A 21,098-nucleotide genomic window follows, 5' to 3' on the forward strand; every position below is an offset into this window, starting at 1 on the left:
GAGGCCGGCTGAACCGGCTGTTTAACTGAACCGTGTCGCCACCCGGTTCTGTGGCCTGGTTCAGCGGCCAGAGGCGGCACTTGATGGCGTCGGCGCTGCGGCAGAGGCGGCGGATGCCGCGCCGCTGGCAGCCGTCTCGGTTTGGGCCGGGTTGTTGTTCGGCACCGCCAGGCAGGCTTTGAAGCCGGGCGCCAGGGCCGGGTCCTTGCTGAGCTCGGCCAGCTTGGCGCGCAGTGCTTCATCGGCCTGGGGCACCAGCAGGCTGTGGCGGATCATCGGGGCTTGCAACTGCAGGACGCGCAGGCCTTTGAGTGAGCGGCGATCCAAGGCAGCGAGTTGGGCGTTAGCGGCCTTTTCGCTGTCATGGCGGCTCAGGATCAGGCTGGGCATTTCCGTCGGCATGTCTTGCAGGTACTCGAAATTGATTTTCATTTTTCGGTACGTGTCTTCTTTGCGCTGCTGAAACTCCTTGGCGCTCAGCTTGATGGTGGCCACTGCCCAAACGCCGGGCTGGTTGCTGTGCTGCGGCTGAAATTCGGTGGGCGTGACACCGGCACGGGCCAGCGCACTCTGCGCCGTTTGCAGGGCGGCGTCGCCGAGCAAGGGGCCTAGTTCCAGGCACACGCGGGGCTCCTGGGCGCGGGCGGCGGCCAGTGCCTGGGGGCTCAGCACCTGCACGCGCTCCGGGTAGAGCTGGCGGGCGGCGCGCTCGGGCTCGTGGTCGCCTCGGGCTTTGATGCCCACTACGTCGTCCAGCCACCCTCGCGTCCAGGCAAAGAACAGGGCGTTCAACAGCAGCAGGATCAGCAGCAAGGCTCTGAGCATCGTGGATTTACTCCCGGTGGGGGTTGGTCATGCGTTTTGTCAGGGCAGCACGTGCGCTCGGCCTTCGGGCGCCGTGCACCTCAGGCGGGATCGTGGGTCAGGCGCAGGCTGACTTCGCCGCCGTTGACGGCTTGCAGGCCCTGGTCTGGTGTTTCGATCATCAACTCACCGCTGGCGCTGATGCCGCGTGACACGCCACTCAGCGCGCCGGCGCTCACGTGGCGGCCCAGCGTCAAGTCGCGCCGGGCGTAGTCGGCACGCCAGGGGGCAAATCCCCGGGCCTGAAAATCGAGCAGCGCGCGCGCCATGGCCGGTGCAATCAAGGCGAGCACATCGGGGCCAGTCCAGCCGCCAGCCCCCAGGGGCGGTAGTTCACTCAAGGCGGCAAAACCGGTGTTGTACTGGCTGGGCGACAGCTCTTCACCGCCGCTGGGCTCGCTGATGTTGAGCCCCACACCAATGATGACCATGCGGGTGTTGCCAGCGGGCACGGTCTCGATCAGGATGCCGCCCAGTTTGCGTTCATCCAGCCAGATGTCGTTGGGCCACTTGAGCATCAGCCGCGGCGCCGTGGCTTCGGGCTCCAGCGCTTCGGCGATGGCGCAACCCAGCACCAGTGATAGGCCGGACCAGTCGGCCACTGCCATTGGCAAGGCGAGCGAGAAGGTGAGCGAGCGGCCGCTGGTACCCGACAACCAGGCCCGACCCATTCGGCCGCGTCCGTGGGTCTGGTGCTCGGCCACCAGCAGGCAGGGCAGCATGTCGTGGGAGCGGCGGCCGTAGGGCAGGGGATGGCCACTGGTGGCCTCGCTGCGCACGCGCTCCAGCAGGGCGCTGTTGGTGGATTCGCAGCGCGCCAGTATTTCAACGCTGATGCCGGGGAGCAGGGGCGTGAGCGACTCCCAAAGCGCTTCGGCGCGCCAGTCCTGGTGGGCTTTTTCGGTACCTGGCATGGTGTGTGGGTGGCAGTGGCTGAGGCTTTGGGGGCTACTTCCGGGGCTGGCGGAGCTGGCGCTTGGGCGTCAACATCGTGCCACGGCAGTGCGGGCTGCCGCAGTGGCAGGCGAATTCTTTTTTCAGCTTGGGTGTATAGCGCTCGTCGATGGTGAGGCCGTAGTCGTAGAACAGTTCTTCCCCCGGGCTGATGTCCACCAGGGCCTTGATGTAGACGCGCCCGTCCACCTCGTCGGCCTCGCAATTGGGCTCGCAGGCGTGGTTGATCCAGCGTGAACTGTTGCCGCCGTGCAGGGCGTCGATGACGCGGCCGTCGTCAATATGGAAGTAAAAGGTGTGGTTGGGCTGGCGGGGGTCGTGCGGGTGACGGTCCATGGCCTCGTCCCAGCTGATGCGCTCGCCGGTGTACTCGATGATGATGTCGTCGGCCGCGATCGGTGCGACGGCGTAGACGCCGCGCCCATGCACGCCGGAGTTGCGCACCTGGATGCGTCGACCCTTGGGTTTAGCATCCCGGGGTTCGTCGGTCTGGGCTGCTGGGGCGGCGGCGGACTTTTTTCGAGCGGCTTGCGTCATCGAGTTTGTGGTTACATTGAATTCATGGGTGTGCGCGTGCCTGCGTGCGTACCTGTGTGCGTGCACACGTACGTATGCGCATGCGCGAGGCCGGATTGTAGGCAGGCTGGCTGCGGCTGCGTCTGAAGTAGAGAAGAAATCATCATTAGCGAGACTATGAGCAAAACACTGATCATTGCCGAGAAGCCTTCTGTGGCCCAGGACATCGTGCGAGCGCTCACGCCACAGGCGGGCAAGTTCGAGAAACATGACGAGTACTTCGAGAGCGAAGGCTATGTGGTCAGCTCTGCCGTGGGCCACCTCGTGGAGATCAAGGCGCCGGAGGAGTTTGACGTCAAGCGCGGCAAATGGAGCTTCGCCAATTTGCCGGTGATTCCGCCGCACTTTGATTTGAACCCCATCGACAAGGTCAAGGGCCGCCTGAACGCGCTGGTCAAGCTGATCCGCCGCAAGGACGTGACGGCCCTGATCAACGCCTGCGACGCGGGCCGCGAAGGGGAATTGATCTTCCGTCTGATCTTGCAATACGCTCAGCCCGCCAAGGCCAAGCTGGACAAGCCGGTGCAGCGCCTGTGGCTGCAATCGATGACGCCGCAGGCGATTCGTGAAGGCTTCGAGAAGCTGCGCAGCGATGCGCAGATGCTGCCGCTGGCCGACGCGGCGCGCTGCCGCTCCGAGGCCGATTGGCTGGTGGGCATCAACGGCACACGTGCGATGACGGCGTTCAACTCACGCGATGGTGGCTTTTTCCTGACCACCGTGGGCCGGGTGCAGACGCCCACGCTGTCCATCGTGGTGGAACGTGAAGAAAAAATCCGCAAGCACGTGGCCCGCGACTACTGGGAGGTGCGCGCTGATTTCGACGCCCAGGCCGGCCAGTACGAAGGCAAGTGGTTCGACCCCGCCTGGAAGAAGGGCGAGGACGCCGAGTCCCGCGCCGACCGCTTGTGGAATCGCGCGGATGCCGACGCCATCTCCGCCGCCGTGCTGGGCCAGCCCGCCACGGTCAGCGAAGAATCCAAGCCCAGCACCAGCAGCTGCGGCGGGCTCTACGACCTGACCACGCTGCAGCGCGAGGCCAACTCGCGTTTTGGCTTCTCCGCTAAAACCACTTTGTCGCTGGCGCAGGCCTTGTATGAAAAGCACAAGGTGCTGACCTACCCGCGTACCGACTCACGCTTTCTGCCCGAAGACTACCTCGCAGTGGCCAAGCAAACGGCCGAGATGATCGCCAGCGAAGACCTGCCGGGCCCGCTGCGCGAGCTGGCTGGCCACGCGCGTACCGCTTTGAAGAATGGTTATATCAAGCCGACCAAGAAGGTGTTCGACAACACCAAGGTGTCGGATCACTTTGCCATCATCCCCACCCTGCAGGCGCCCAAGAGCCTGACGGACATCGAAGCCAAGCTCTACGACATGGTCGTCAAGCGCTTCCTGGCGGTGTTCTTCCCGCCGGCTGAATTTATGGTCACCACGCGCATCTCCACGGTGAAGGCGCAGCTGGGCGGCGCCGCGCGGGAGTTGAACTTCCAGACCAACGGCAAGGTGTTGGTCAAGCCGGGCTGGTTGGCCGTTTACGGCAAAGAGGCGCAAGAAGACGACGCCAATCTGGTGGCCGTGGCCGCTGGCGAAGTGGTGCGTACCGAGAGCGTGGATGTGAAGTCGCTGGCCACCAAACCGCCCGCCCGCTACACGGAGGCCACGCTGCTCTCCGCCATGGAAGGTGCAGGCAAGCTGATCGATGATGAGGAACTGCGCGCCGCCATGACCGAAAAAGGCCTGGGCACGCCAGCCACACGCGCCGCCACCATTGAAGGCTTGTTGACCGAGAAGTACATGTTGCGCGACGGCCGTGAGTTGATCCCCACCGCCAAGGCCTTCCAGCTGATGACGCTGCTGCGCGGCTTGCAGGTGGATAACCTGACCAATCCCCAGCTCACCGGCGAATGGGAGTTCAAGCTCGCCGAGATGGAAAAAGGCCGGCTGGACCGCGATGCCTTCATGGCCGAGATTGCCGCCATGACCGAGCGCGTGGTGCAAAAGGCCAAGGAATACGACCGTGACACCATTCCCGGCGACTACGCCACGCTGAAGGCACCATGCCCCAAATGCGGCGGGGTGGTGAAGGAGAACTACCGCCGCTTCACTTGCACTGGAAAAGATGCCACCAGCGAAGGCTGTGGCTTCTCCATCGGCAAGATTCCTGGCGGGCGCAGCTTCGAGTTGCATGAGGTCGAGCAGTTTCTGCGCGACAAGAAGATCGGCCCGTTGGAAGGCTTCCGCTCCAAGGCGGGGTGGCCGTTCACCGCCGAGTTGGCGCTGGTGTTCGACGATGAAACCCAGAACTGGAAGCTTGAATTCGACTTCGGCGAAGACGCCAAGAAGGCCGAGGCCGACGGCGAGCCCGTGGACTTCAGCGCGCAAACCACCTTGGGCACCTGCCCCAAGTGCGGTGGCGGCGTGTTCGAGCACGGCAGCAATTATGTGTGCCAGCACGCAGTGGGCGCCGGTTCCACCTGCGACTTCAAGAGCGGCAAGATCATCTTGCAGCAGCCTATTGAGGGGGCTCAGATGCAAAAGTTGCTGAGCACCGGCAAGACCGATTTGCTCGAAAACTTTGTCTCCAACAAAACCCGCCGCAAGTTCAAAGCCTTCCTGGCCTTTGACAAGAAGGAGGGCAAGGTGATGTTCGAGTTCGAGCCGCGTGCCGGGAAACCAGGTGCAAAACCCGCGGCAAAGGCGGTGGCAAAGACGGCTGCAAAAACCGCTGATGCGACGGAGACCACGACAGCGGCCAAGGCAGCAACGAAAACGGCTGCGAAAACGGCAGCGAAAACAGCTGCGAAAACAGCTTCCAAAAAGACCGTTGCGAAAAAGGCTGCCGCGAAAAAGAGTGCCTAGCCCGTCAACATCCGCTCAAGGAGCCTCCCGGGCTGACAGAGCGGAAAATACCGCCAAAATAGGTCGTTAGTCGAACGGGCTTTGATTCCTGGGGAGGGATTGCATGGCAATCAGGAAGGTGACACTGGGCTTGCAAGCGCGCTTGATGCTTGGTATTGCGGGCCTTGCCACGACTTTGGTCGCCGGGGTGGGTTGGGCTTGGACGCAGCAGGTGGAGCGCAGCTTGAGCGAGGCCTTGCAGCAGCGGGCCAATCGCATGGCGCACCTCGTCCAAAGCAATTTGGCGGGCCCCATCTGGAAGGTTGACCAAGGCTCGATCGACAGCTTGCTGGACGCGGCGATGACCGACCCCGAGGTGGCCATCATCGAATTGCACAGCGATTTGTCCGCAGGAGCGCCCTTGATGCGCCAGCGCACACGCCCACCGGTGAACCCCCTGCGCCTTGTCTATGACGTACCTGCACCCACCGCCTTGCGACCGGAGGGTGGCATGCTTGGCACGGTGGCCCTGACGTTCTCGCGCGAGTTGGTGCAACAGCAAGTGGGTGAGCTGCACCGCTTTGTCTTGACCCTGATGCTGGGGGTGCTGGCGGCGGTGATGCTCAGTTCCTACTTTCTGGTGCGGCGCTTTGTCAAACAGCCTGTGCGACGTTTGGGTGAGTTGGCGCAGCGGGTGGCGGCGGGTGATCTGGGGGCGCAGATGCCCGTGGCCTATCCCGATGAAATTGGCCAGCTGACGGCACAGTTCAACCACATGAGCGCGCAGTTGCTGGCCTCCAGCCACGGTTTGAAGCTCAGCGAGGAGCGTTACCGCAGCTTGTATGAAAACGCACCGGAAGGCATTTTTCAAGCCGACGGGCGCGGGCGCCTGCTGGACCTGAATGTGGCCCTTGCGCGCATGCTCGGGTTCAGCCACCCCGCGCAGGCGCTTGCAGCCTACCGCCGCTTGCGCCAATTGGTGACCTTGGAGGCGCGTGACTACCGGCGCTTGCGGCGTGCGCTGGTGCGCGACGGACGCCTGCAGCAAGTGCAGTTGCTCATGGCCACGCCCGGCCTGGGCCCGGCCCCTGACCACGCGCCCACGCGCATCACCCATGCCGGGCGTGAAATTTGGGTGGAGCTGAGTGCCTACACCGTGGCCAGCGCGGACGGTTCGCAGGTTCGCGTTGAAGGCATGGTGAGCAACATCACCCAGCGCCGCCGGGCTGAACTGGCTTTGATGCACCACCGCGATCACCTGGAGGACGTGGTGGCCGAGCGGACCCAGGCTTTGCGCCAAGCCATCACGCGTGCCGAAGAATCGGGGCAAGCCAAGAGCCGTTTCCTGGCCACCATGAGCCATGAATTCCGCACCCCGTTGAACGCGATTTTGGGCTTTGCGCAGCTGCTGCAAATGGACGATCTCCTGCGGACCGACCAACGTGCACGTGTCGACTCCATTCGCAATTCGGGTGAGCATCTGCTGTACCTGATCTCCGACATGCTCGACATGGCCAGCATCGAAGCGGGCAAGGTGCGCCTGAATCCCAGTGCTGTCGATCTGCGGGCCTTGCTGGAAATGGTGGCAGACAGCATTCGGCTGCGTGCCCAGGAAAAGGGCCTGCGCTTCGACGTGGTGTTGGCGCCCCAATTGCCGCAACGCCTGATGGTTGACGGCCAGCGCTTGCGCCAGGTGTTGTTGAACCTGCTCTCCAACGCAGTCAAGTTCACCGACCACGGCGGGGTGCATCTGGAGGTCAGCGTGGTGGCGCAGGGCGAGGCCATGACCCAGCTGCGATTCAGCGTGCGAGACAGCGGCATCGGCATCGCGCCGGAGGATGCTGCGCAACTCTTCCAGCCCTTTGCGCAAGTGGCCGACGCGGCCCGTTGCCTCGGTGGCACGGGCTTGGGGCTATCCATCAGCCAGCAACTGGTGCACCAGATGGACAGCGAAATCCGCCTGATCAGCACGCCCGCCATGGGCAGCGAATTTGTCTTTGAGCTGGCCCTGCCCAATGTGCCCCGGTGACCTTCGTCACTTGTTGAATGGAGCGCCAGCCGTTAGTGTTGCGGCCTACGCCTTTTTCATCCCGATTTCTTCTTCATTCATCAGGACGCGTTTATGAAATTGCAGCCGCAAATCACCCACCTGACTGCGATTGCCGCTGTTTGCGCGGCCTTGGGATTGAGCCCTCTGGGCGCGCTGGCGGCGGGGGCGTCAGCGACGACTTCTGCGCTTGCATTTGCGGCGGCCCCGGGCGCGGTGGAGTCGGCGAACGGCCAATTGGCGGTCAGGCACGAAAAGTTTCGCCTGGCCAATGGCTTCGAGGTGATTTTGGTGGAAGACCACCGGCTGCCGCTGATCGCCTTCAATCTCTGGGTCCACGCCGGGCCGCGCAACGAGGCTCCGGGGCAGACCGGGTTTGCCCACCTTTTCGAGCACCTGATGTTCGCCGGCACCCGGCACATTCCGCGTGGGGCGGCGGACAAGATTGTGGAAGCTGCGGGCGGCACCGATGCGAACGGCAGCACTGATTTCGACCGCACCAACTACTACTTCACCTTGCCCTCCAACCAGCTGGAACTGGGCCTGTGGATCAAGGCCGATATGCTGGGCTATATGCTTGATGAGGTCGATGCCGTCGCCTTGGCCAATCAGCAAGACGTGGTGCGCAACGAGCGCCGGCAATCCGTCGAGAATCGGCCTTATGGCATTGTGGAAGAGGCCACGTTTCAAGCCTTGTTTCCTGAAGGCCATCCATATCGCGCCTCGGTGATCGGCTCGCATGCAGACATCCAGTCCATCAAGCTGGAAGACGTCAAAGCCTTTTCGCGCACCTACTACCGACCCAACAATGCCACCTTGGTGCTGGCTGGCGACTTCAAACCAGCTGAGGCCAAGCGTTTGCTGCAGAAGTACTTCGGTACGCTCAAGGCCGGTGAGGCCGTGCCTGATGTGAAGGTGGCGCAGCCGGTGATCACCCATGAGCGCCGGGTGGCGGTGACCGACCAGATCGAGCTGTCGCGCCTCAGCCTGAATTGGCACACCCCCGCCATGTACCAGGCGGGCGATGCCGATCTGGACCTGGCCGGCATCATTTTGGGCGGTGGTAAGTCCAGCCGGCTCTACAAAACCCTGGTCTACGAGCGTCAGCTGGCGCAAAGCGTGCAGGCCAGCCAGGAGTCGATGGCCCTGGGCTCGGTGTTTGCCGTTGAGTTGGTGGCACGCCCCGGCAAATCGCTCGATGAAATCGAATCGCTGGTGGACACCGAGCTGGCCGCGCTGGCCCAGACCCCGCCCTCCACCGAGGAAGTGCAGCGGGCGCTGGCCAGCATCGAAACTCAGTTGCTCTCCCGCCTGGAAAAAATGGGTAGCCTGGCCGACCTGATGAACCACTACAACCAGACGGCGGGCGACCCTGACTTCGTGGGCAAGGACCTCAGCCGCTATCGCAGCGTCACACCCGCTTCGGTGCAGGCGGCGGTGGCCCGCTTCCTGCGCAAGGACGCTCGTGTGGTCGTGCAGGCCACGCCGGGCGAGAAGGTGCTGGCCGCCGAGGTGTCCACGCCGCCCATGCCCACGGGCAAGCCGGCCGCACCCAGTGCTGCTGAGCGCGCGCAGCTGAATGCGCCCGAAGTTTGGCGCATGAAGCAGCCCAAGGCAGGCAAGGCTTTGGCCTTGAGTCTGCCCGCTGGCCAACGATTCACCCTGCCCAACGGTTTGACGGTGGTGCACGTGCCCAAACCCGGCCTGCCGCTGGCCAGCGCCACCTTGGTGCTGCGCGCTGGCCAGATCAACAATCCGGCCGCGCTGCCGGGCTTGGCGAGCTTCACGGCGAGCATGTTGCAAGAGGGTACGCAGACGCGCAGTGCACAGCAGGTGGCCGATGAAATCGCCAATCTGGGCGCGGTGCTGAGCGCCAGCGCTTCGGCGGAAGAGTCCCGCATTGAGCTGAACAGCTTGAAGTCGCGTTTCAAACCCGGGCTGGCCTTGCTGGCGGATCTGGCCTTGAACCCGGCATTCAGTGACGCCGAGGTTCAGCGCAAGCAGGCGGCCCGCCTGGCGGCGCTGGCCCAGCAGCGCGACGATGCCGCGACTGTGGCAAGCGTGGTGGCGGCCCGGGCGGTGTATGGCGAGGGCCACCCGCTGTCGGTCAGTTCGCTGGGCGATGAGGCGTCCATTCGCGCCACGCACGGCGCGAATTTGCGCGAGTTCTGGCAGCAGCAATACCGGCCCGATCACGCGGCCCTGGTGATTGCGGGAGATGTCAGTGCTGACGAGGCCCGTGCCTTGGCTGCGTCCTTGTTCGGGGGCTGGAAGGCGGCTGTGTCGGCATCTCCATCGGTACCCACCTCGGCTGAGTCAGTCGGGTTCCATCCGACGAATTCGACGAAGGCCCGCATGATTCTGGTGGACAAACCAGGCGCACCACAGACCGCGCTGGCCGTCGTCTGTGCGGGCCCGCGTGCGACGGTCCCCGACGCCGCCGCCATCAAGGTCATGAACAATGCCTTGGGCGGCAGCTTCACCTCGCGCATCAATCAACAGTTGCGCGAGGTCAAGGGCTACACCTACGGCATTTACTCGCACTTCAATATGGGTCGCGAGCAGGGGCAATTCGGCATACGAGGCAGTGTGCGCACGGATGTGACGGGTGCGGCGCTGCAGGATATGTTCACCGAGATTCGAGCCGTCCGCGCCAAGCCCCTGCCTGCTGAAGAAGTGGCCCGTGCTCGCAACGCGCAGCTGCTGTCCTTGCCGGGCATGCTGGACACCAATCAGGTGGTGGCGGCCAGTTTTGCCGGGCTCTGGGCCTTGGGCCTGCCGGAGGACTATCTGGTCAAGTTGCCCGCCAAGCTAGGCGCCGTCACGCCGGCCAGCGCTTACCGTGCGGCGCTGCGTTATGTCGATGCCGACGGCTTGATCGTTGTGGCAGTGGGCGACCAGGGCAAGGTCTTGCCGCAGTTGCAAAGTTTCGGCCGCAAGCCGCTGGAGTTGCGCGACGCGAATGGTCAGGTCTTGAAATAACCCGTTAGATCAAAGGGGCTGTGGCTTGTGCGCGGCCCGCCCGCCGCCCTATAGTCCGCGGCGATGGTGCAAGCGCGCCGAGATTGCCCATTCGATGGTGCTGATGTGATTCACTCGGCTCAACCCTCAGGGAGATTTCATGAAGCTTGTTCGACTCCTGGGCGCCAGTATGGGCGCCGCCTTGGTCATTTTTGCGCAGACCTACGCCGCGCCAGCCTTGGCCGATAGCTCCTATACCCCTGGTTCAGTCTGGTCGTTTTCCAATATCCATGTGGAGCCCGGTCAGTTCGAGAACTATATGGACTACCTGGCCGGCAACTACAAGAAGCAAAACGAGTTCCTGAAAAAGGAGGGCGTGGTGCTGTCCTACCATGTGCTGCAGGTCAATGCGCCGCGCAGCGGCGAGCCAGATCTGGTGCTGGCCATCGAATACAAGGACTACGCCAGCAATGCCGAGCGGCTTGCCATCCAGAAAAAGATGGAAGCCATGATGGCCATGGACGCTCACAAGATGGACAGCGCCAGCGGTGAGCGCAAGGTCATGCGCAAGCTGGGCGGCAACATGGAGTTGCAGGAGTTGAAGCTCAAGTAACAGCCCAAGTAACGTGGCATTTACTTGCCACGTTACAAGCGCCGTGCAGTGGATAAAGGGCTTGGCTGTGCTCACACGCCGGGCTTTTTTCCGCCTGAGTGGGCGGGGTCGGGCGCAGCTTATGTGCACGACTGCGGCGTGCCGATGCACTTCGGTCAAAATATCGGCATGAGCGCTTCTGACCTGACCTCCTATATGGACTCCGTGGGCCTTGCTGCCCGCCAAGCTTCGGCCTTGATGGCCGCGGCGCCCACTGCGGCCAAGAACAAGGCCTTGCTGGCTCTGGCCCGCCGCCTGCGCGAGGCCGGCCCAGCGCTGGCGCAAGCCAATGCCAAGGATCTGGCGGCCGCCAGCGACTTGGACGAACCCATGCGCGATCGCCTCAAGCTGAAGCCCGAGGTGATTGAAACCGTGGCGCAGGGCTGTGAGCAAATCGCCGCCATGCCGGACCCGGTGGGCGAGATCACCAGCCTCAAGCGCCGCCCGAGCGGCATCAGCGTGGGCCAAATGCGCGTGCCGCTGGGCGTGTTCGGCATGATTTATGAGAGCCGCCCGAACGTGACCATCGAGGCCGCGTCGTTGGCCATCAAGAGTGGTAACGCCTGTATTCTGCGGGGTGGATCGGAGGCCATTCACTCCAATCTGGCCCTGGCGAATCTGGTGGCTGCTGCCTTGAAAGAGGCCGGCCTGCCTGAAGCGGCGGTGCAGTTAATCAACACCACCGACCGCGCGGCGGTGGGCTTGTTGATTGCCGCTCCGCAGCATGTGGACGTCATCATTCCGCGTGGCGGCAAGGGTTTGATCGAGCGCATCACCGCCGAAGCCAAGGTGCCGGTCATCAAACACCTGGACGGCAACTGCCATTGCTATGTGGACGCCGAAGTGGAATTTGGCCTGGCGCTGACCGTGGTGATGAATGCCAAGACGCAAAAGTACAGCCCCTGCAACGCCACCGAGTCTTTGCTGGTGCATGCCGAAAGCGCGTCGGACTTTCTGCCGCACATCGGCGCGCTGCTGAGCGAGAAGGGCGTGGAGATGCGTGGTTGCCCGCGCACCCTGGCCCTGCTGGGCCCGATCCCGGGCGCCAAAATCAAGGCGGCGACCGAGGCCGATTGGAGCGAGGAGTACCTGGCGCCCGTGTTGAGCATCAAGGTGGTGGACAGCCTGACCGAGGCCATTGCGCACATCAACCGCTACGGCTCGCACCACACCGATGCGATCCTTACCACCCATCACGCCAATGCCATGCGCTTTTTGCGTGAGGTGGATTCCGCCAGTGTGATGGTCAATGCCAGCACCCGGTTTGCCGATGGCTTTGAGTACGGCCTGGGCGCCGAGATCGGCATCTCAACCGACAAACTGCATGCACGCGGGCCGGTGGGGCTTGAAGGGCTGACGTCGTTGAAGTGGGTGGTACTGGGGCAGGGCGAAATTCGCGTCTGAACCCGGGGCCTATGGCCGGTGATCCGTCACGTTGAACGCATCCATGCGTGCATTAATGGTGCGTCAGCGTGATCGTCGTGCCGCGCAGATCGATATTGCTCAACTGGATGCTGCCGAAGGTCGGGCCGGAGGTGTCGCCCTTTACGCGGATGTTGTTGAAGTTCAACTCACCAATCGTGCTGGGCAGACTCAGGGTGACCGAGCCATCTTTGTTGATCTTGGTCTTGGCATTTTCCGGGTCGTAGACTACGTTTTTCATGGATGTGTCGGATTCGAACATCTGCAGCACCGGGTTCATCAACAGCACCAGCTCCTGCAGGGAGGAGCCATCTTTCGAGTTCTTGGCCAGCGCGAGCAGGCTGTCGTGCGTGATGCCCTGGGCGGACACGCTGCCCATTTCGTCGTCGCTCAAGGGCTGCAAGCCGCCCGCACTGTTGGATGACGAATTGCGGTTTGACGGCGTGTTGCCGGCGCTGATCTGCGTCAGGGGCACGGGCGCGGCGGCCGATGCAAACGCCTGCATGGGGCCGAGCAGCGAGGTGACGACCGCGGCAGCCAGGCGCAGGTGTTTTTGCCGCCGCAACACGCCATTGATCTGACGCTGAGTGGCCAGGTTGAGTTCAGTCAGGATTTCACCCAGCCGTTTGCCGGAGTCTTTCTGCCGGTCAATCGCCTGGTTCAGCTGAGCCTTGGAGATAACGCCCTTCTCGACCAGCAACTGGCCCAGGCGGGAGCGTTCCCGTACGGTGTGAATGGAGCTCATGGCGTGTGTCGTGAAGAGGTGGGAGGAGCCGTTCGCCTAACGCATTAGTTGCATTGAGCCAGCGGCCAAGCTTACTCCGCCACCCCTGGGGCGGGAAGATGGCATGCCCGGGACCGGGGCCTATCTTTTGGTCAGGTGCGCAAAAAAATCACGCTCGGCGGCCTTGCTGCGGGTCCTCCAAAACTCGGGATGCGCGGGCTGGGTTTGGCGGCTGACGGCCAACGCTGGCACACTGAGGGCTGGGCGGCGGTGGCCCTCGCCAACCGCTATAGCTTGTTGTTCACCGTTCTTGTATCCCCCTTCACGCATCATGACACCCCCTCCCCAAGCCAACTCCCAACGCAAGGCCCTGGTACTGTTCTCTGGTGGGCAGGACTCCACCGCCTGTTTGGCCTGGGCACTTGACCGCTTTGCCCAGGTGGAGACGCTGGGTTTCGACTATGGTCAGCGGCATCGGGTGGAGCTTGACTGCCGCTTGCAAGTGCGGGCGGCCATGCGAGCGCAGTTCCCTCATTGGGCGGCCAAGCTGGGTGACGATCACCTGCTGGATCTGAGCCTGCTGGGGCAAATTTCAGACACCGCCTTGACCGAGGCGCGGGCGATTGAAATGCAGGCCAACGGTTTGCCCAATACCTTTGTGCCGGGGCGCAATCTGCTGTTTCTGAGTTTTGCCGCCACGCTGGCTTACCGGCGCGGCGCCTCGGTGCTGGTGGGCGGCATGTGTGAGACCGACTACTCCGGCTACCCCGATTGCCGCGACAACACCCTCAAGAGCTTGCAAGTGGCGCTCAGCCTGGGGCTGGACACGCCGATGACGGTGGAGACCCCGCTGATGTTTCTGACCAAGGCGCAAACCTGGGCCTTGAGTGCGCAGTTGGGGGGCGCCGCCCTGAATGACTTGATCGTCGAGCACACGCACACTTGCTACCTGGGCGATCGCAGCCATCGCCATGCCTGGGGTTATGGGTGTGGCACTTGCCCGGCCTGCGAGTTGCGGGCGCGGGGGCATGACGAGTTTCTTGCCTCGGGGTCGGCGGCATGAGTTCGTTGGCCTGGCTGGGTTGGGGGTTGGCGGCCCTTGTCCTGTTTTGGGGTATTGGCGCTTACAACCGCGTGATGAGCCTGCGCAACGGCATTGCCAGCGCGTTTGCGCAGTTGGACCTGCATTTGACGGAGCGTGCCCGCCTTTGCGCGAAGTTATTGGAACTGTTGCGTCCGCTGCTGCCGAACGAGCAAGCCACTTTCGCCGCGCTGGAGAACGCGCAGGCTGAAACGCAGACTCTGGCCCTGGCCGTGCGTGCCAAGCCCTATGCCAGTGATCCGGTGGCCAGCTTGGCCGTGGCCAATGCGGTGCATGCGGCTGCGCTGACCCGTTTGATGTCTTTGCTTGATCATCATGCAGAGTTGCGTGAGCACATCGAGTTGTATGAGTTGATGGATGAGCTCAAGTTGGTGGAGCGTCAGCGCAGCTTTGCGCGGCAACTCTTCAATCAGGCGGTGGGTCTGTACAACCAGGCGGTCACGCAATTTCCGACGCGCATCTTGGCCAGCTTGTATGGCTTTGGCGACGCCCGCTCGCTTTGATGTCGAGTTGATATCGAACTGCGGCCGAACGCTCAGGCGCAGACGATGGCGCCCGAGCTGACAAGCTCATGAAACAGCGCCAGCATGGAGGTGCCGCTCATACGGTAGGGGTCGAGGCGCCCGGACTCTGAGTACTTCAGCACCAAACCAGGATTGAGCCGCTGCAGATTCACCTGGCCCATGGACCAGCCACCAAACTGCCGCTCAGTCACTTCCTCGTAACTGAGTAGCACGACGTCACGATGACGGGCGTCACCGACGATCTGCTTGTAGCGCGCGTTGACCGCGTCACGCCCGCCTTCCAGCAGTTGGATGAAGGTGCCGTCTGCGTGGCACAGCAGCCCGGTGATACCTTCTGCGGGATTGTGCTCACGCGATTGCTTGAGGATGGTGGCCAGCGCGCTGTCGTCAATGGGTTGGCTGGCGCGGCTGGCGTAGAGAAGGCGAACGAGCATGGGGTCGGCTCCGGTGGATGCTGAGGGCGGGGCGGGCGCGTGCGTTTTATCGCTTTACCAGCGAAAGGAATTCACGGCGCAGATTGGCATCTTTGAGAAAGGCGCCCCGCATCACACTGTTGATCATTTTGGTTTCGGTGTCTTTGACGCCACGCCAATGCATGCAGAAATGATCGGCTTCCATCACCACGCCCAAGCCGTCGGGCTGTACCCGCTCTTGCAGTTCATTGGCCAGCATGGTCACGGCTTCTTCCTGGATCTGCGGGCGGCTCATGATCCAGTCGCAGAGGCGGGTGTATTTCGACAGCCCAATCAGGTTGGAGTGCTCGTTGGGCAGCAGCCCGATCCAGACCCGACCCATGATGGGGCAGAGATGGTGCGAGCAGGCGCTGCGCACGGTGATCGGGCCGACGATCATCAGCTCATTCAAGCGGGTGACGTTGGGAAACTCCGTCACCGGCGGGCTTTGCACAAAGCGTCCGGCAAAGATTTCACGCACATACATCTTGGCGACGCGCTTGGCGGTTTCTTGAGTGTTGTGGTCGCTTTCGGTGTCAATCACCAGGGCGCGCAGCACCTCTTGCATGCGGGCCTGCACCTCGGCCTGCAATTCTTCCAACTCACCCTCGTGGATGAAGTCGGCAATATTGTCATTGGCATGGTGGCGGCACCCGGCAGCAACCAGCCGATAGCGCACGCGTTCAGACGCGGGCAGGGCGGCCAACTGAGCTTCGCTGAGTGGGGGCGGAGTGGAGGAGGTGACGCCGGTCATGTGCAGTTCAAGTTGATCCAATGCCGGCATTGTGTCCGGAATGCAAAGCCCGTGCAGGACTGCGGTGCAGCGACTGGCGCGCGCGGCTCTGACCTACACTGAGCCCGTGTCTTCAATTTCTACCCCCCCTACCTCGCTGCCCTCGTCCGCGTCCTCTGCGTCGCAGTCGGTGCCCCTGCAGCGACTGATCGCGCAAGTGGCGGACGCGGTGCAGGCCGTGCGGGCCGGGCGCTCACTCACCGAGGTGCTGGCGCGTGGCGCACCTGAGTTGCGGCCCGGCACCCAGGCCTTGAGTTTTTATGTGCTGCGTTTGTTGGCCAGCGCCGAAGGCGCCCGCGCCTTGCTGGCGCCTAAAGCCCCGCCGCCCAAGGTCGAGGGCTTGTTGCTGTGTGCCCTGGCGCTGCTGTGGCCGACGGATGAGCCGCCCTACGACGCGCACACGGTGGTCGATCAAACCGTCAGCGCCGCGCGCCGCCGACTGCCCGCCAGTGCGGGCTTTGTCAACGCGGTGCTGCGCCGATTTTTGCGGGAACGGGAGACGCTTGTTGCAGCCGTGACCGCCGATCCGGTGGCGGCCTTCAATCACCCGTCTTGGTGGATTGCACGGCTGCAGCAAGATTGGCCCGGGCATTGGCAGGCGATTCTGGCCGCCAACAATCTACATCCGCCAATGACGCTGCGTGTGAATGCGCAGCACGGTGATGCGGCGACTTATGTACAGCGGCTTGCCGGCGCGGGCATTGCGGCACAGGCCGTCGGGCCCCGGGCACCGCAGGCGGTGGTGTTGGCGCGAGCGGTGCCGGTCACCGCTTTGCCGGGTTTTGCGGCGGGTGAGGTGTCGGTGCAGGACGCAGCAGCCCAGTTGGCGGCGGATCTGCTGGTAAATCCGCACGCGGGTTTGCCCAAGCTTGCCGAGCATTCGCGGGTGCTAGACGCCTGTTCAGCCCCGGGTGGCAAGACCGCCCATGTGCTGGAGTTGGGTGACTTCGATATGTTGGCGCTGGACAGCGACGCCAAGCGCCTGCAGCGTGTGCAAGACACCTTGCAGCGCCTGCGTTTACGGGCCACCTTGAAGGCTGCTGACGGGCGCCAGCCCAAATCGTGGTGGCACGGCCAAGCCTTTGACGCGATTTTGCTGGACGCGCCCTGCAGTGCCTCGGGCATTGTGCGGCGCCATCCTGACGTGCGGTGGTTGCGCCGGGAGAGCGATATTGCGCAGCTGACGGCCATTCAAGCCGAGTTGCTGGAGGCCTTGTGGCCCTTGTTGCGCCCGGGTGGGCGGATGGTTTACGCGACTTGTTCTATCTTCAAAGCCGAAGGCCAAGACCAGATCGATGCATTTTTGCAACGCCATGGTGACGCGAAGGCCCATGATGTGACGGGTGTTACGGGGCATTTGCTGCCCCTCACGGACAATGCAAGGCAGGCCGAAGCCGGGTCGGCGCTTTCGTCAAATGACGAGGGCCGCTTCGATGGTTTTTACTATGCCCTGCTGAGCAAGTCCTGAGCTTTCCTTATCCACCCGTCGCGACACTGTCACTTTTGACCTCGTTCAACCTGCCTTTCTCTGTTGCTGCACCCCACTGGCCTGCTTTGCGGCGGCTGGTGACTGGCGGCATGGCCATGGTGCTGTGCCTCCTGCTGGGGCTGGGCAGCCCTGCGGTGCAGGCGCAAGGCGTTGAGCTGGCGCAAATCAGTGCGGCCAAGGCGGACGATGGCTTGGAGTTGAGCTTCAGTACCCGCTTCAATTTGTCATCCGCAGTGGAAGATGCCCTGATGAAGGGTGTTCCGGTGTATTTCGTCGCAGATGTCACCATTTTGCGCAGTCGTTGGTATTGGCGCGATGTGCGCGCCGCGCGGGCCTCGCGCAGTTGGCGGCTTGAGTGGAAATCGCTGACCCGGCAGTTCCGCGTCAGCACCGAGGGTTTGAACCGCAACTACAGCACACTCAGCGAAGCCCTTAGCTCCTTGCGGGGGGCGTCGAGCTGGCACGTGGCCGAGCTCAAGGACATCGATGATGATGGCCGTTACTACCTTGAATTCAGTTACCGGCTGGACACCAGCCAATTGCCCAAACCCATGCAGATCGGTCTGGGCTCACCCCAAGGCTGGGGCTTGAATGTGGAGCGCACCTTCACCCTCAACTCCGACTTCAGCCTGCGCAGCGGTTCTTGACGCATGAGTAAAGCGGCTCGGTGGGCCTGGGTGGTCTCGATGGTGGCCGTGATGGGCGTTTGTGGCGTCCTGGCCTTTTTGCTGTCCATCGGCGCCACCTCGCAGCGCGGGTTTCTGGAGCGTCACTCGGTATGGCTGTTCTGGGTCAATGCCCTGGTGGCCGGGCTGCTTGCGCTGGTGATCGGCACTGCCGTTGTGCGCCTGCTGCTGCGGGTGCGCAGCGGTAAATTCGGCAGCCGCTTGCTCATCAAGCTCGCCGGCATCTTCGCCTTGGTGGGCGTGGTGCCGGGCTTGTTGATTTATGGCGTCTCGTATCAGTTTGTCAATCGCAGCATCGACAGCTGGTTTGACGTGCGCTTGGCCACCGCGCTGGATGCCGGCCTCAATCTGGGCCGCGGTACCTTGGATGATATGGTCAGTGACCTTGCCAAAAAAGTGCGCGAATCCGCCGAGCATCTGGCCGAAGGTGACACCACCTTGCCGCAGCCATTGGCACTGGACCGACTGCGCGAGCAATTGGGGCTGCGTACCGTTGCGCTGGTGGGCGGCAAGGGGCAAATCTTGTTGTCGGCGGGTGGTGACGCCGGCGTTCTGAGCCCTGAGCGACCCACCGAGACCCTGCTGCGGCAAGCCCGCAATGGCCGGCCTGTCAGCCAATTGGAGGGACTGGAGGACGAGGCCCTGGCCTTGCAAGGCCAGGCGCAGATCCGCGCCCTGGTGCTGCTGCCCAATGCTGACCTGCGGCTGGGCGTCAGCAGCGGCAACGAGCGCTACTTGATGATGGTGCGGCGCATCCCCTCCAACGTCTTGCGTAACGCCCTGGCTGTGCAGACCGCCAGCAGTGAATACCAGCAGCGCGCGCTGGAGCGAGATGGCTTGCGGCGCATGTATCTCGGCACGCTGACCCTGGCACTGGTGCTGGCGGTGTTTGCCGCGCTGTTGCTGGCGATGACCCTTGGCAATCAGCTGGCGCGGCCCCTGTTGCTGTTGGCTGAGGGCGTGCGCCAGGTTGCGCAGGGCGACCTCAGCCGCAAGCCGGTGATGCGCTCACGCGACGAGCTCAGCGGGCTTACACGCTCTTTCGCCGACATGACGGAGCAGCTGTCAGATGCCCGCGCCCTGGTGGAGCGCAGCGTGGCTCAGGTTGAAAACGCCCGTACCCATCTGCAAACCATTCTGGACAACCTCACGGCCGGCGTCATCGTGTTCGACGCGCAGCAGCGCATCGACACCGTCAACCCCGGCGCCACACGCATCCTGCGCCTGCCGCTGTCGGCCTACCAGGGGCGGCGCCTTGACGAAGTGCCGCAGCTGCAAGCCTTTGCCCAAGCCGTCTGGCAGCGTTTTGAGCAATACAAGCCCGATGCCGGTGAGCGCGGCGACCATTGGCAAGACGCCTTCGAATTGCAGATCGAAGCCGGCCAAGATGTGCTGACACTGCTGGTGCGCGGCGCTCCGTTGCCGCATGATTCACGCCTGATGGTGTTCGACGATATTTCAGAAGTGGTGTCGGCGCAGCGCTCCGCCGCCTGGAGCGAAGTGGCCCGGCGCTTGGCCCACGAAATCAAGAACCCGCTCACCCCCATCCAACTTTCGGCCGAGCGCCTTCAACACAAGCTCGAATCGAAGTTGGAAGGCGCCGACCAAGCCATGCTCGTGCGCTCGGTGGCCACCATCGTCAATCAGGTTCAGTCGATGAAGCAGTTGGTCAACGAGTTTCGGGACTATGCCCGCCTGCCTTCTGCCAACTTGAGCCCGCTGGATTTGAATGCCCTGGTCAGCGAGGTGCTAACGCTTTATGCCCCGGCACAAGAAGCCGGCCGATTGCGCGCTGAATTGGCCCCCACGCCGGCCCAGATCAAGGGCGACGCCAGCCAGTTGCGGCAGGTGATTCACAACTTGGTACAGAATGCGCTTGATGCCGTGCAAGATCGACCCGATGGGCAGGTGTTGGTACGCACCCAACAAGGCTACACGGAGACCGGCGAACCGCGGGTCTTGCGCCTGCTGATCAGCGACAACGGCGCCGGCTTTGCTGAAAAAGTATTGAAACGTGCGTTTGAACCCTATGTCACGACCAAAACAAAAGGCACTGGACTGGGGCTCGCTGTGGTGAAAAAAATTGCCGATGAACACGGTGCGCGGGTGCGCTTGACCAACCTCCATTCGGGGGGGGATGACAGCCCTGTGACGATAGGTGCTCAAGTTTCGTTATCATTTTCAAAACTCGCGACTGCGGCGGTCGAGCTGAACACCGCCCCGAAACAAGAGTGAACTAGGACTCCATGGCAACAATTCTTGTAGTCGACGACGAACTGGGCATTCGAGCCCTCTTGTCTGAAATCCTCACCGATGAGGGTCATACGATCGAACTGGCTGAAAACGCGGCCCAGGCGCGCGCGGCGCGTGAGCGCATGCGCCCCGATTTGGTTCTGCTGGACATCTGGATGCCCGACGTCGACGGCGTCACCTTGCTGAAGGAATGGGGCGGCGCCGGGCTGCTGACCATGCCCGTCATCATGATGAGCGGCCACGGCACCATTGACACCGCGGTAGAAGCCACCAAGGTCGGCGCAATCGCCTTTCTTGAAAAGCCCATCACATTGCAAAAGCTGTTGCGCGCAGTCGAGCAGGCCTTGGTCAAGGTGGCGCCGCGCCCCGCGCCGCCTCCCTTGGGTGCGCCACTGGGCTACACCCGCAGCGACCTCGGCAGCCTGAGCTACCCCACCGCCGCACCCTCCCATGGCTTGGTCAGCAGCCCAATGCCCATGGTTGCGCAGATGGGCCTGGCCTCCGAACAAAGCTTCGAACTCGACCGTCCCCTGCGCGAAGCCCGCGACGCGTTCGAGAAGAGCTACTTCGAATTCCATCTCGCCAAAGAAAACGGCTCCATGACCCGTGTCGCCGAAAAAACTGGCCTGGAGCGCACCCATCTGTACCGCAAGCTCAAACAGCTGGGTGTCGATTTGAGCCGAAATAAACGCGGAACTGGTGTTTGACTAGAAATTCATGCTATAGTCACTGTCTTCGCAGGTTTGAAGCGAAGCAGT

Annotated in this window: 17 protein-coding genes; 11 read left to right on the plus strand and 6 right to left on the minus strand. The window is 62.9% G+C overall.

The window, feature by feature from the left end; translation table 11 throughout:
• Positions 1 to 60 precede the first annotated feature (60 nt).
• The 3 genes from PRZ01_RS18715 to PRZ01_RS18725 form a co-directional block, all read right to left on the minus strand.
• The gene (locus PRZ01_RS18715) at positions 61 to 825 is read right to left on the minus strand and encodes a hypothetical protein (RefSeq protein WP_273598366.1); all 765 of its coding nucleotides are present in this window, start codon (positions 823 to 825) and stop codon (positions 61 to 63) included.
• An 80-nt stretch (positions 826 to 905) separates the two neighbouring features.
• A complete protein-coding gene (locus PRZ01_RS18720) occupies positions 906 to 1,778 on the minus strand; it encodes a biotin--[acetyl-CoA-carboxylase] ligase (RefSeq protein WP_273598367.1) in 873 nt (290 codons plus the stop codon).
• 34 nt (positions 1,779 to 1,812) lie between these two features.
• Complete coding sequence (locus PRZ01_RS18725) at positions 1,813 to 2,355, minus strand: SET domain-containing protein (protein ID WP_273598368.1); 543 nt, start codon at positions 2,353 to 2,355, stop codon at positions 1,813 to 1,815.
• A 156-nt stretch (positions 2,356 to 2,511) separates the two neighbouring features.
• Between PRZ01_RS18725 and PRZ01_RS18730 the strand changes: the two genes are divergently transcribed.
• The 5 genes from PRZ01_RS18730 to PRZ01_RS18750 all read left to right on the plus strand — a co-directional run bounded on the left by PRZ01_RS18730 (position 2,512) and on the right by PRZ01_RS18750 (position 12,299).
• Positions 2,512 to 5,256, plus strand: a complete 2,745-nt coding sequence (locus tag PRZ01_RS18730) for a DNA topoisomerase III (RefSeq protein WP_273598369.1) — start codon at positions 2,512 to 2,514, stop codon at positions 5,254 to 5,256.
• 103 nt (positions 5,257 to 5,359) lie between these two features.
• Complete coding sequence (locus tag PRZ01_RS18735) at positions 5,360 to 7,264, plus strand: ATP-binding protein (protein WP_273598370.1); 1,905 nt, start codon at positions 5,360 to 5,362, stop codon at positions 7,262 to 7,264.
• 93 nt (positions 7,265 to 7,357) lie between these two features.
• Positions 7,358 to 10,264 carry a M16 family metallopeptidase gene (locus tag PRZ01_RS18740; protein WP_273598371.1) on the plus strand — a complete coding sequence of 969 codons (2,907 nt, stop codon included), beginning with the start codon at positions 7,358 to 7,360 and terminating at the stop codon, positions 10,262 to 10,264.
• A 139-nt stretch (positions 10,265 to 10,403) separates the two neighbouring features.
• Entirely contained in the window at positions 10,404 to 10,856 is a 453-nt protein-coding gene (locus PRZ01_RS18745; RefSeq protein WP_273598372.1) for a hypothetical protein, read from the plus strand.
• Positions 10,857 to 11,024: 168 nt separating this feature from the next.
• Positions 11,025 to 12,299, plus strand: coding sequence for a glutamate-5-semialdehyde dehydrogenase (locus tag PRZ01_RS18750; RefSeq protein WP_273598373.1), 1,275 nt, complete (start codon positions 11,025 to 11,027; stop codon positions 12,297 to 12,299).
• Positions 12,300 to 12,351: 52 nt separating this feature from the next.
• On the opposite strand, the gene PRZ01_RS18755 is transcribed toward PRZ01_RS18750, so the two are convergent.
• Positions 12,352 to 13,062 (minus strand): hypothetical protein, encoded by a 711-nt coding sequence (locus PRZ01_RS18755; protein WP_273598374.1) that lies wholly within the window; start codon positions 13,060 to 13,062, stop codon positions 12,352 to 12,354.
• Between the two features lie 310 nt (positions 13,063 to 13,372).
• Between PRZ01_RS18755 and queC the strand changes: the two genes are divergently transcribed.
• Complete coding sequence (gene queC, locus PRZ01_RS18760) at positions 13,373 to 14,104, plus strand: 7-cyano-7-deazaguanine synthase QueC (protein ID WP_273598375.1); 732 nt, start codon at positions 13,373 to 13,375, stop codon at positions 14,102 to 14,104.
• A complete protein-coding gene (locus PRZ01_RS18765; RefSeq protein ID WP_273598376.1) occupies positions 14,101 to 14,646 on the plus strand; it encodes a LemA family protein in 546 nt (181 codons plus the stop codon). The genes queC and PRZ01_RS18765 overlap by 4 nt, the downstream gene beginning before the upstream one ends.
• A 32-nt stretch (positions 14,647 to 14,678) precedes the next feature.
• On the opposite strand, the gene PRZ01_RS18770 is transcribed toward PRZ01_RS18765, so the two are convergent.
• Together PRZ01_RS18770 and folE are read right to left on the minus strand one after the other, a co-directional pair.
• Positions 14,679 to 15,101, minus strand: a complete 423-nt coding sequence (locus tag PRZ01_RS18770) for a BLUF domain-containing protein (RefSeq protein WP_273598377.1) — start codon at positions 15,099 to 15,101, stop codon at positions 14,679 to 14,681.
• A 46-nt stretch (positions 15,102 to 15,147) separates the two neighbouring features.
• Positions 15,148 to 15,873, minus strand: a complete 726-nt coding sequence (folE, locus tag PRZ01_RS18775) for a GTP cyclohydrolase I (RefSeq protein WP_273598401.1) — start codon at positions 15,871 to 15,873, stop codon at positions 15,148 to 15,150.
• 115 nt (positions 15,874 to 15,988) lie between these two features.
• Here folE and rsmB point away from each other — a divergent pair, with 115 nt between their 5' ends.
• From rsmB to PRZ01_RS18795, 4 genes are read left to right on the plus strand one after another with little or no spacing between them, the layout of a single operon-like run.
• On the plus strand, positions 15,989 to 17,380 hold the full coding sequence (gene rsmB, locus PRZ01_RS18780; RefSeq protein ID WP_273598402.1) for a 16S rRNA (cytosine(967)-C(5))-methyltransferase RsmB: 1,392 nt from the start codon (positions 15,989 to 15,991) through the stop codon (positions 17,378 to 17,380).
• Between the two features lie 35 nt (positions 17,381 to 17,415).
• Positions 17,416 to 18,048, plus strand: a complete 633-nt coding sequence (locus PRZ01_RS18785; protein ID WP_273598378.1) for a DUF4390 domain-containing protein — start codon at positions 17,416 to 17,418, stop codon at positions 18,046 to 18,048.
• 3 nt (positions 18,049 to 18,051) lie between these two features.
• Complete coding sequence (locus PRZ01_RS18790) at positions 18,052 to 20,322, plus strand: sensor histidine kinase (protein ID WP_273598379.1); 2,271 nt, start codon at positions 18,052 to 18,054, stop codon at positions 20,320 to 20,322.
• 11 nt (positions 20,323 to 20,333) lie between these two features.
• Positions 20,334 to 21,047 carry a response regulator gene (locus PRZ01_RS18795; protein WP_273598380.1) on the plus strand — a complete coding sequence of 238 codons (714 nt, stop codon included), beginning with the start codon at positions 20,334 to 20,336 and terminating at the stop codon, positions 21,045 to 21,047.
• Positions 21,048 to 21,098 lie beyond the last annotated feature (51 nt).

It is taken from the genome of Roseateles koreensis (genome assembly GCF_028595305.1).
Lineage (GTDB): Bacteria > Pseudomonadota > Gammaproteobacteria > Burkholderiales > Burkholderiaceae_C > Paucibacter_A > Paucibacter_A koreensis.

Coding starts and splice junctions, on each gene's coding strand:
- PRZ01_RS18715 (WP_273598366.1), bottom strand. CDS start 825: ATGCTCAGAGCCTTGCTGCTGATCCTGCTGCTGTTGAACGCCCTGTTC.
- PRZ01_RS18720 (WP_273598367.1), bottom strand. CDS start 1,778: ATGCCAGGTACCGAAAAAGCCCACCAGGACTGGCGCGCCGAAGCGCTT.
- PRZ01_RS18725 (WP_273598368.1), bottom strand. CDS start 2,355: ATGACGCAAGCCGCTCGAAAAAAGTCCGCCGCCGCCCCAGCAGCCCAG.
- PRZ01_RS18730 (WP_273598369.1), top strand. CDS start 2,512: ATGAGCAAAACACTGATCATTGCCGAGAAGCCTTCTGTGGCCCAGGAC.
- PRZ01_RS18735 (WP_273598370.1), top strand. CDS start 5,360: ATGGCAATCAGGAAGGTGACACTGGGCTTGCAAGCGCGCTTGATGCTT.
- PRZ01_RS18740 (WP_273598371.1), top strand. CDS start 7,358: ATGAAATTGCAGCCGCAAATCACCCACCTGACTGCGATTGCCGCTGTT.
- PRZ01_RS18745 (WP_273598372.1), top strand. CDS start 10,404: ATGAAGCTTGTTCGACTCCTGGGCGCCAGTATGGGCGCCGCCTTGGTC.
- PRZ01_RS18750 (WP_273598373.1), top strand. CDS start 11,025: ATGAGCGCTTCTGACCTGACCTCCTATATGGACTCCGTGGGCCTTGCT.
- PRZ01_RS18755 (WP_273598374.1), bottom strand. CDS start 13,062: ATGAGCTCCATTCACACCGTACGGGAACGCTCCCGCCTGGGCCAGTTG.
- queC (WP_273598375.1), top strand. CDS start 13,373: ATGACACCCCCTCCCCAAGCCAACTCCCAACGCAAGGCCCTGGTACTG.
- PRZ01_RS18765 (WP_273598376.1), top strand. CDS start 14,101: ATGAGTTCGTTGGCCTGGCTGGGTTGGGGGTTGGCGGCCCTTGTCCTG.
- PRZ01_RS18770 (WP_273598377.1), bottom strand. CDS start 15,101: ATGCTCGTTCGCCTTCTCTACGCCAGCCGCGCCAGCCAACCCATTGAC.
- folE (WP_273598401.1), bottom strand. CDS start 15,873: ATGACCGGCGTCACCTCCTCCACTCCGCCCCCACTCAGCGAAGCTCAG.
- PRZ01_RS18790 (WP_273598379.1), top strand. CDS start 18,052: ATGAGTAAAGCGGCTCGGTGGGCCTGGGTGGTCTCGATGGTGGCCGTG.
- PRZ01_RS18795 (WP_273598380.1), top strand. CDS start 20,334: ATGGCAACAATTCTTGTAGTCGACGACGAACTGGGCATTCGAGCCCTC.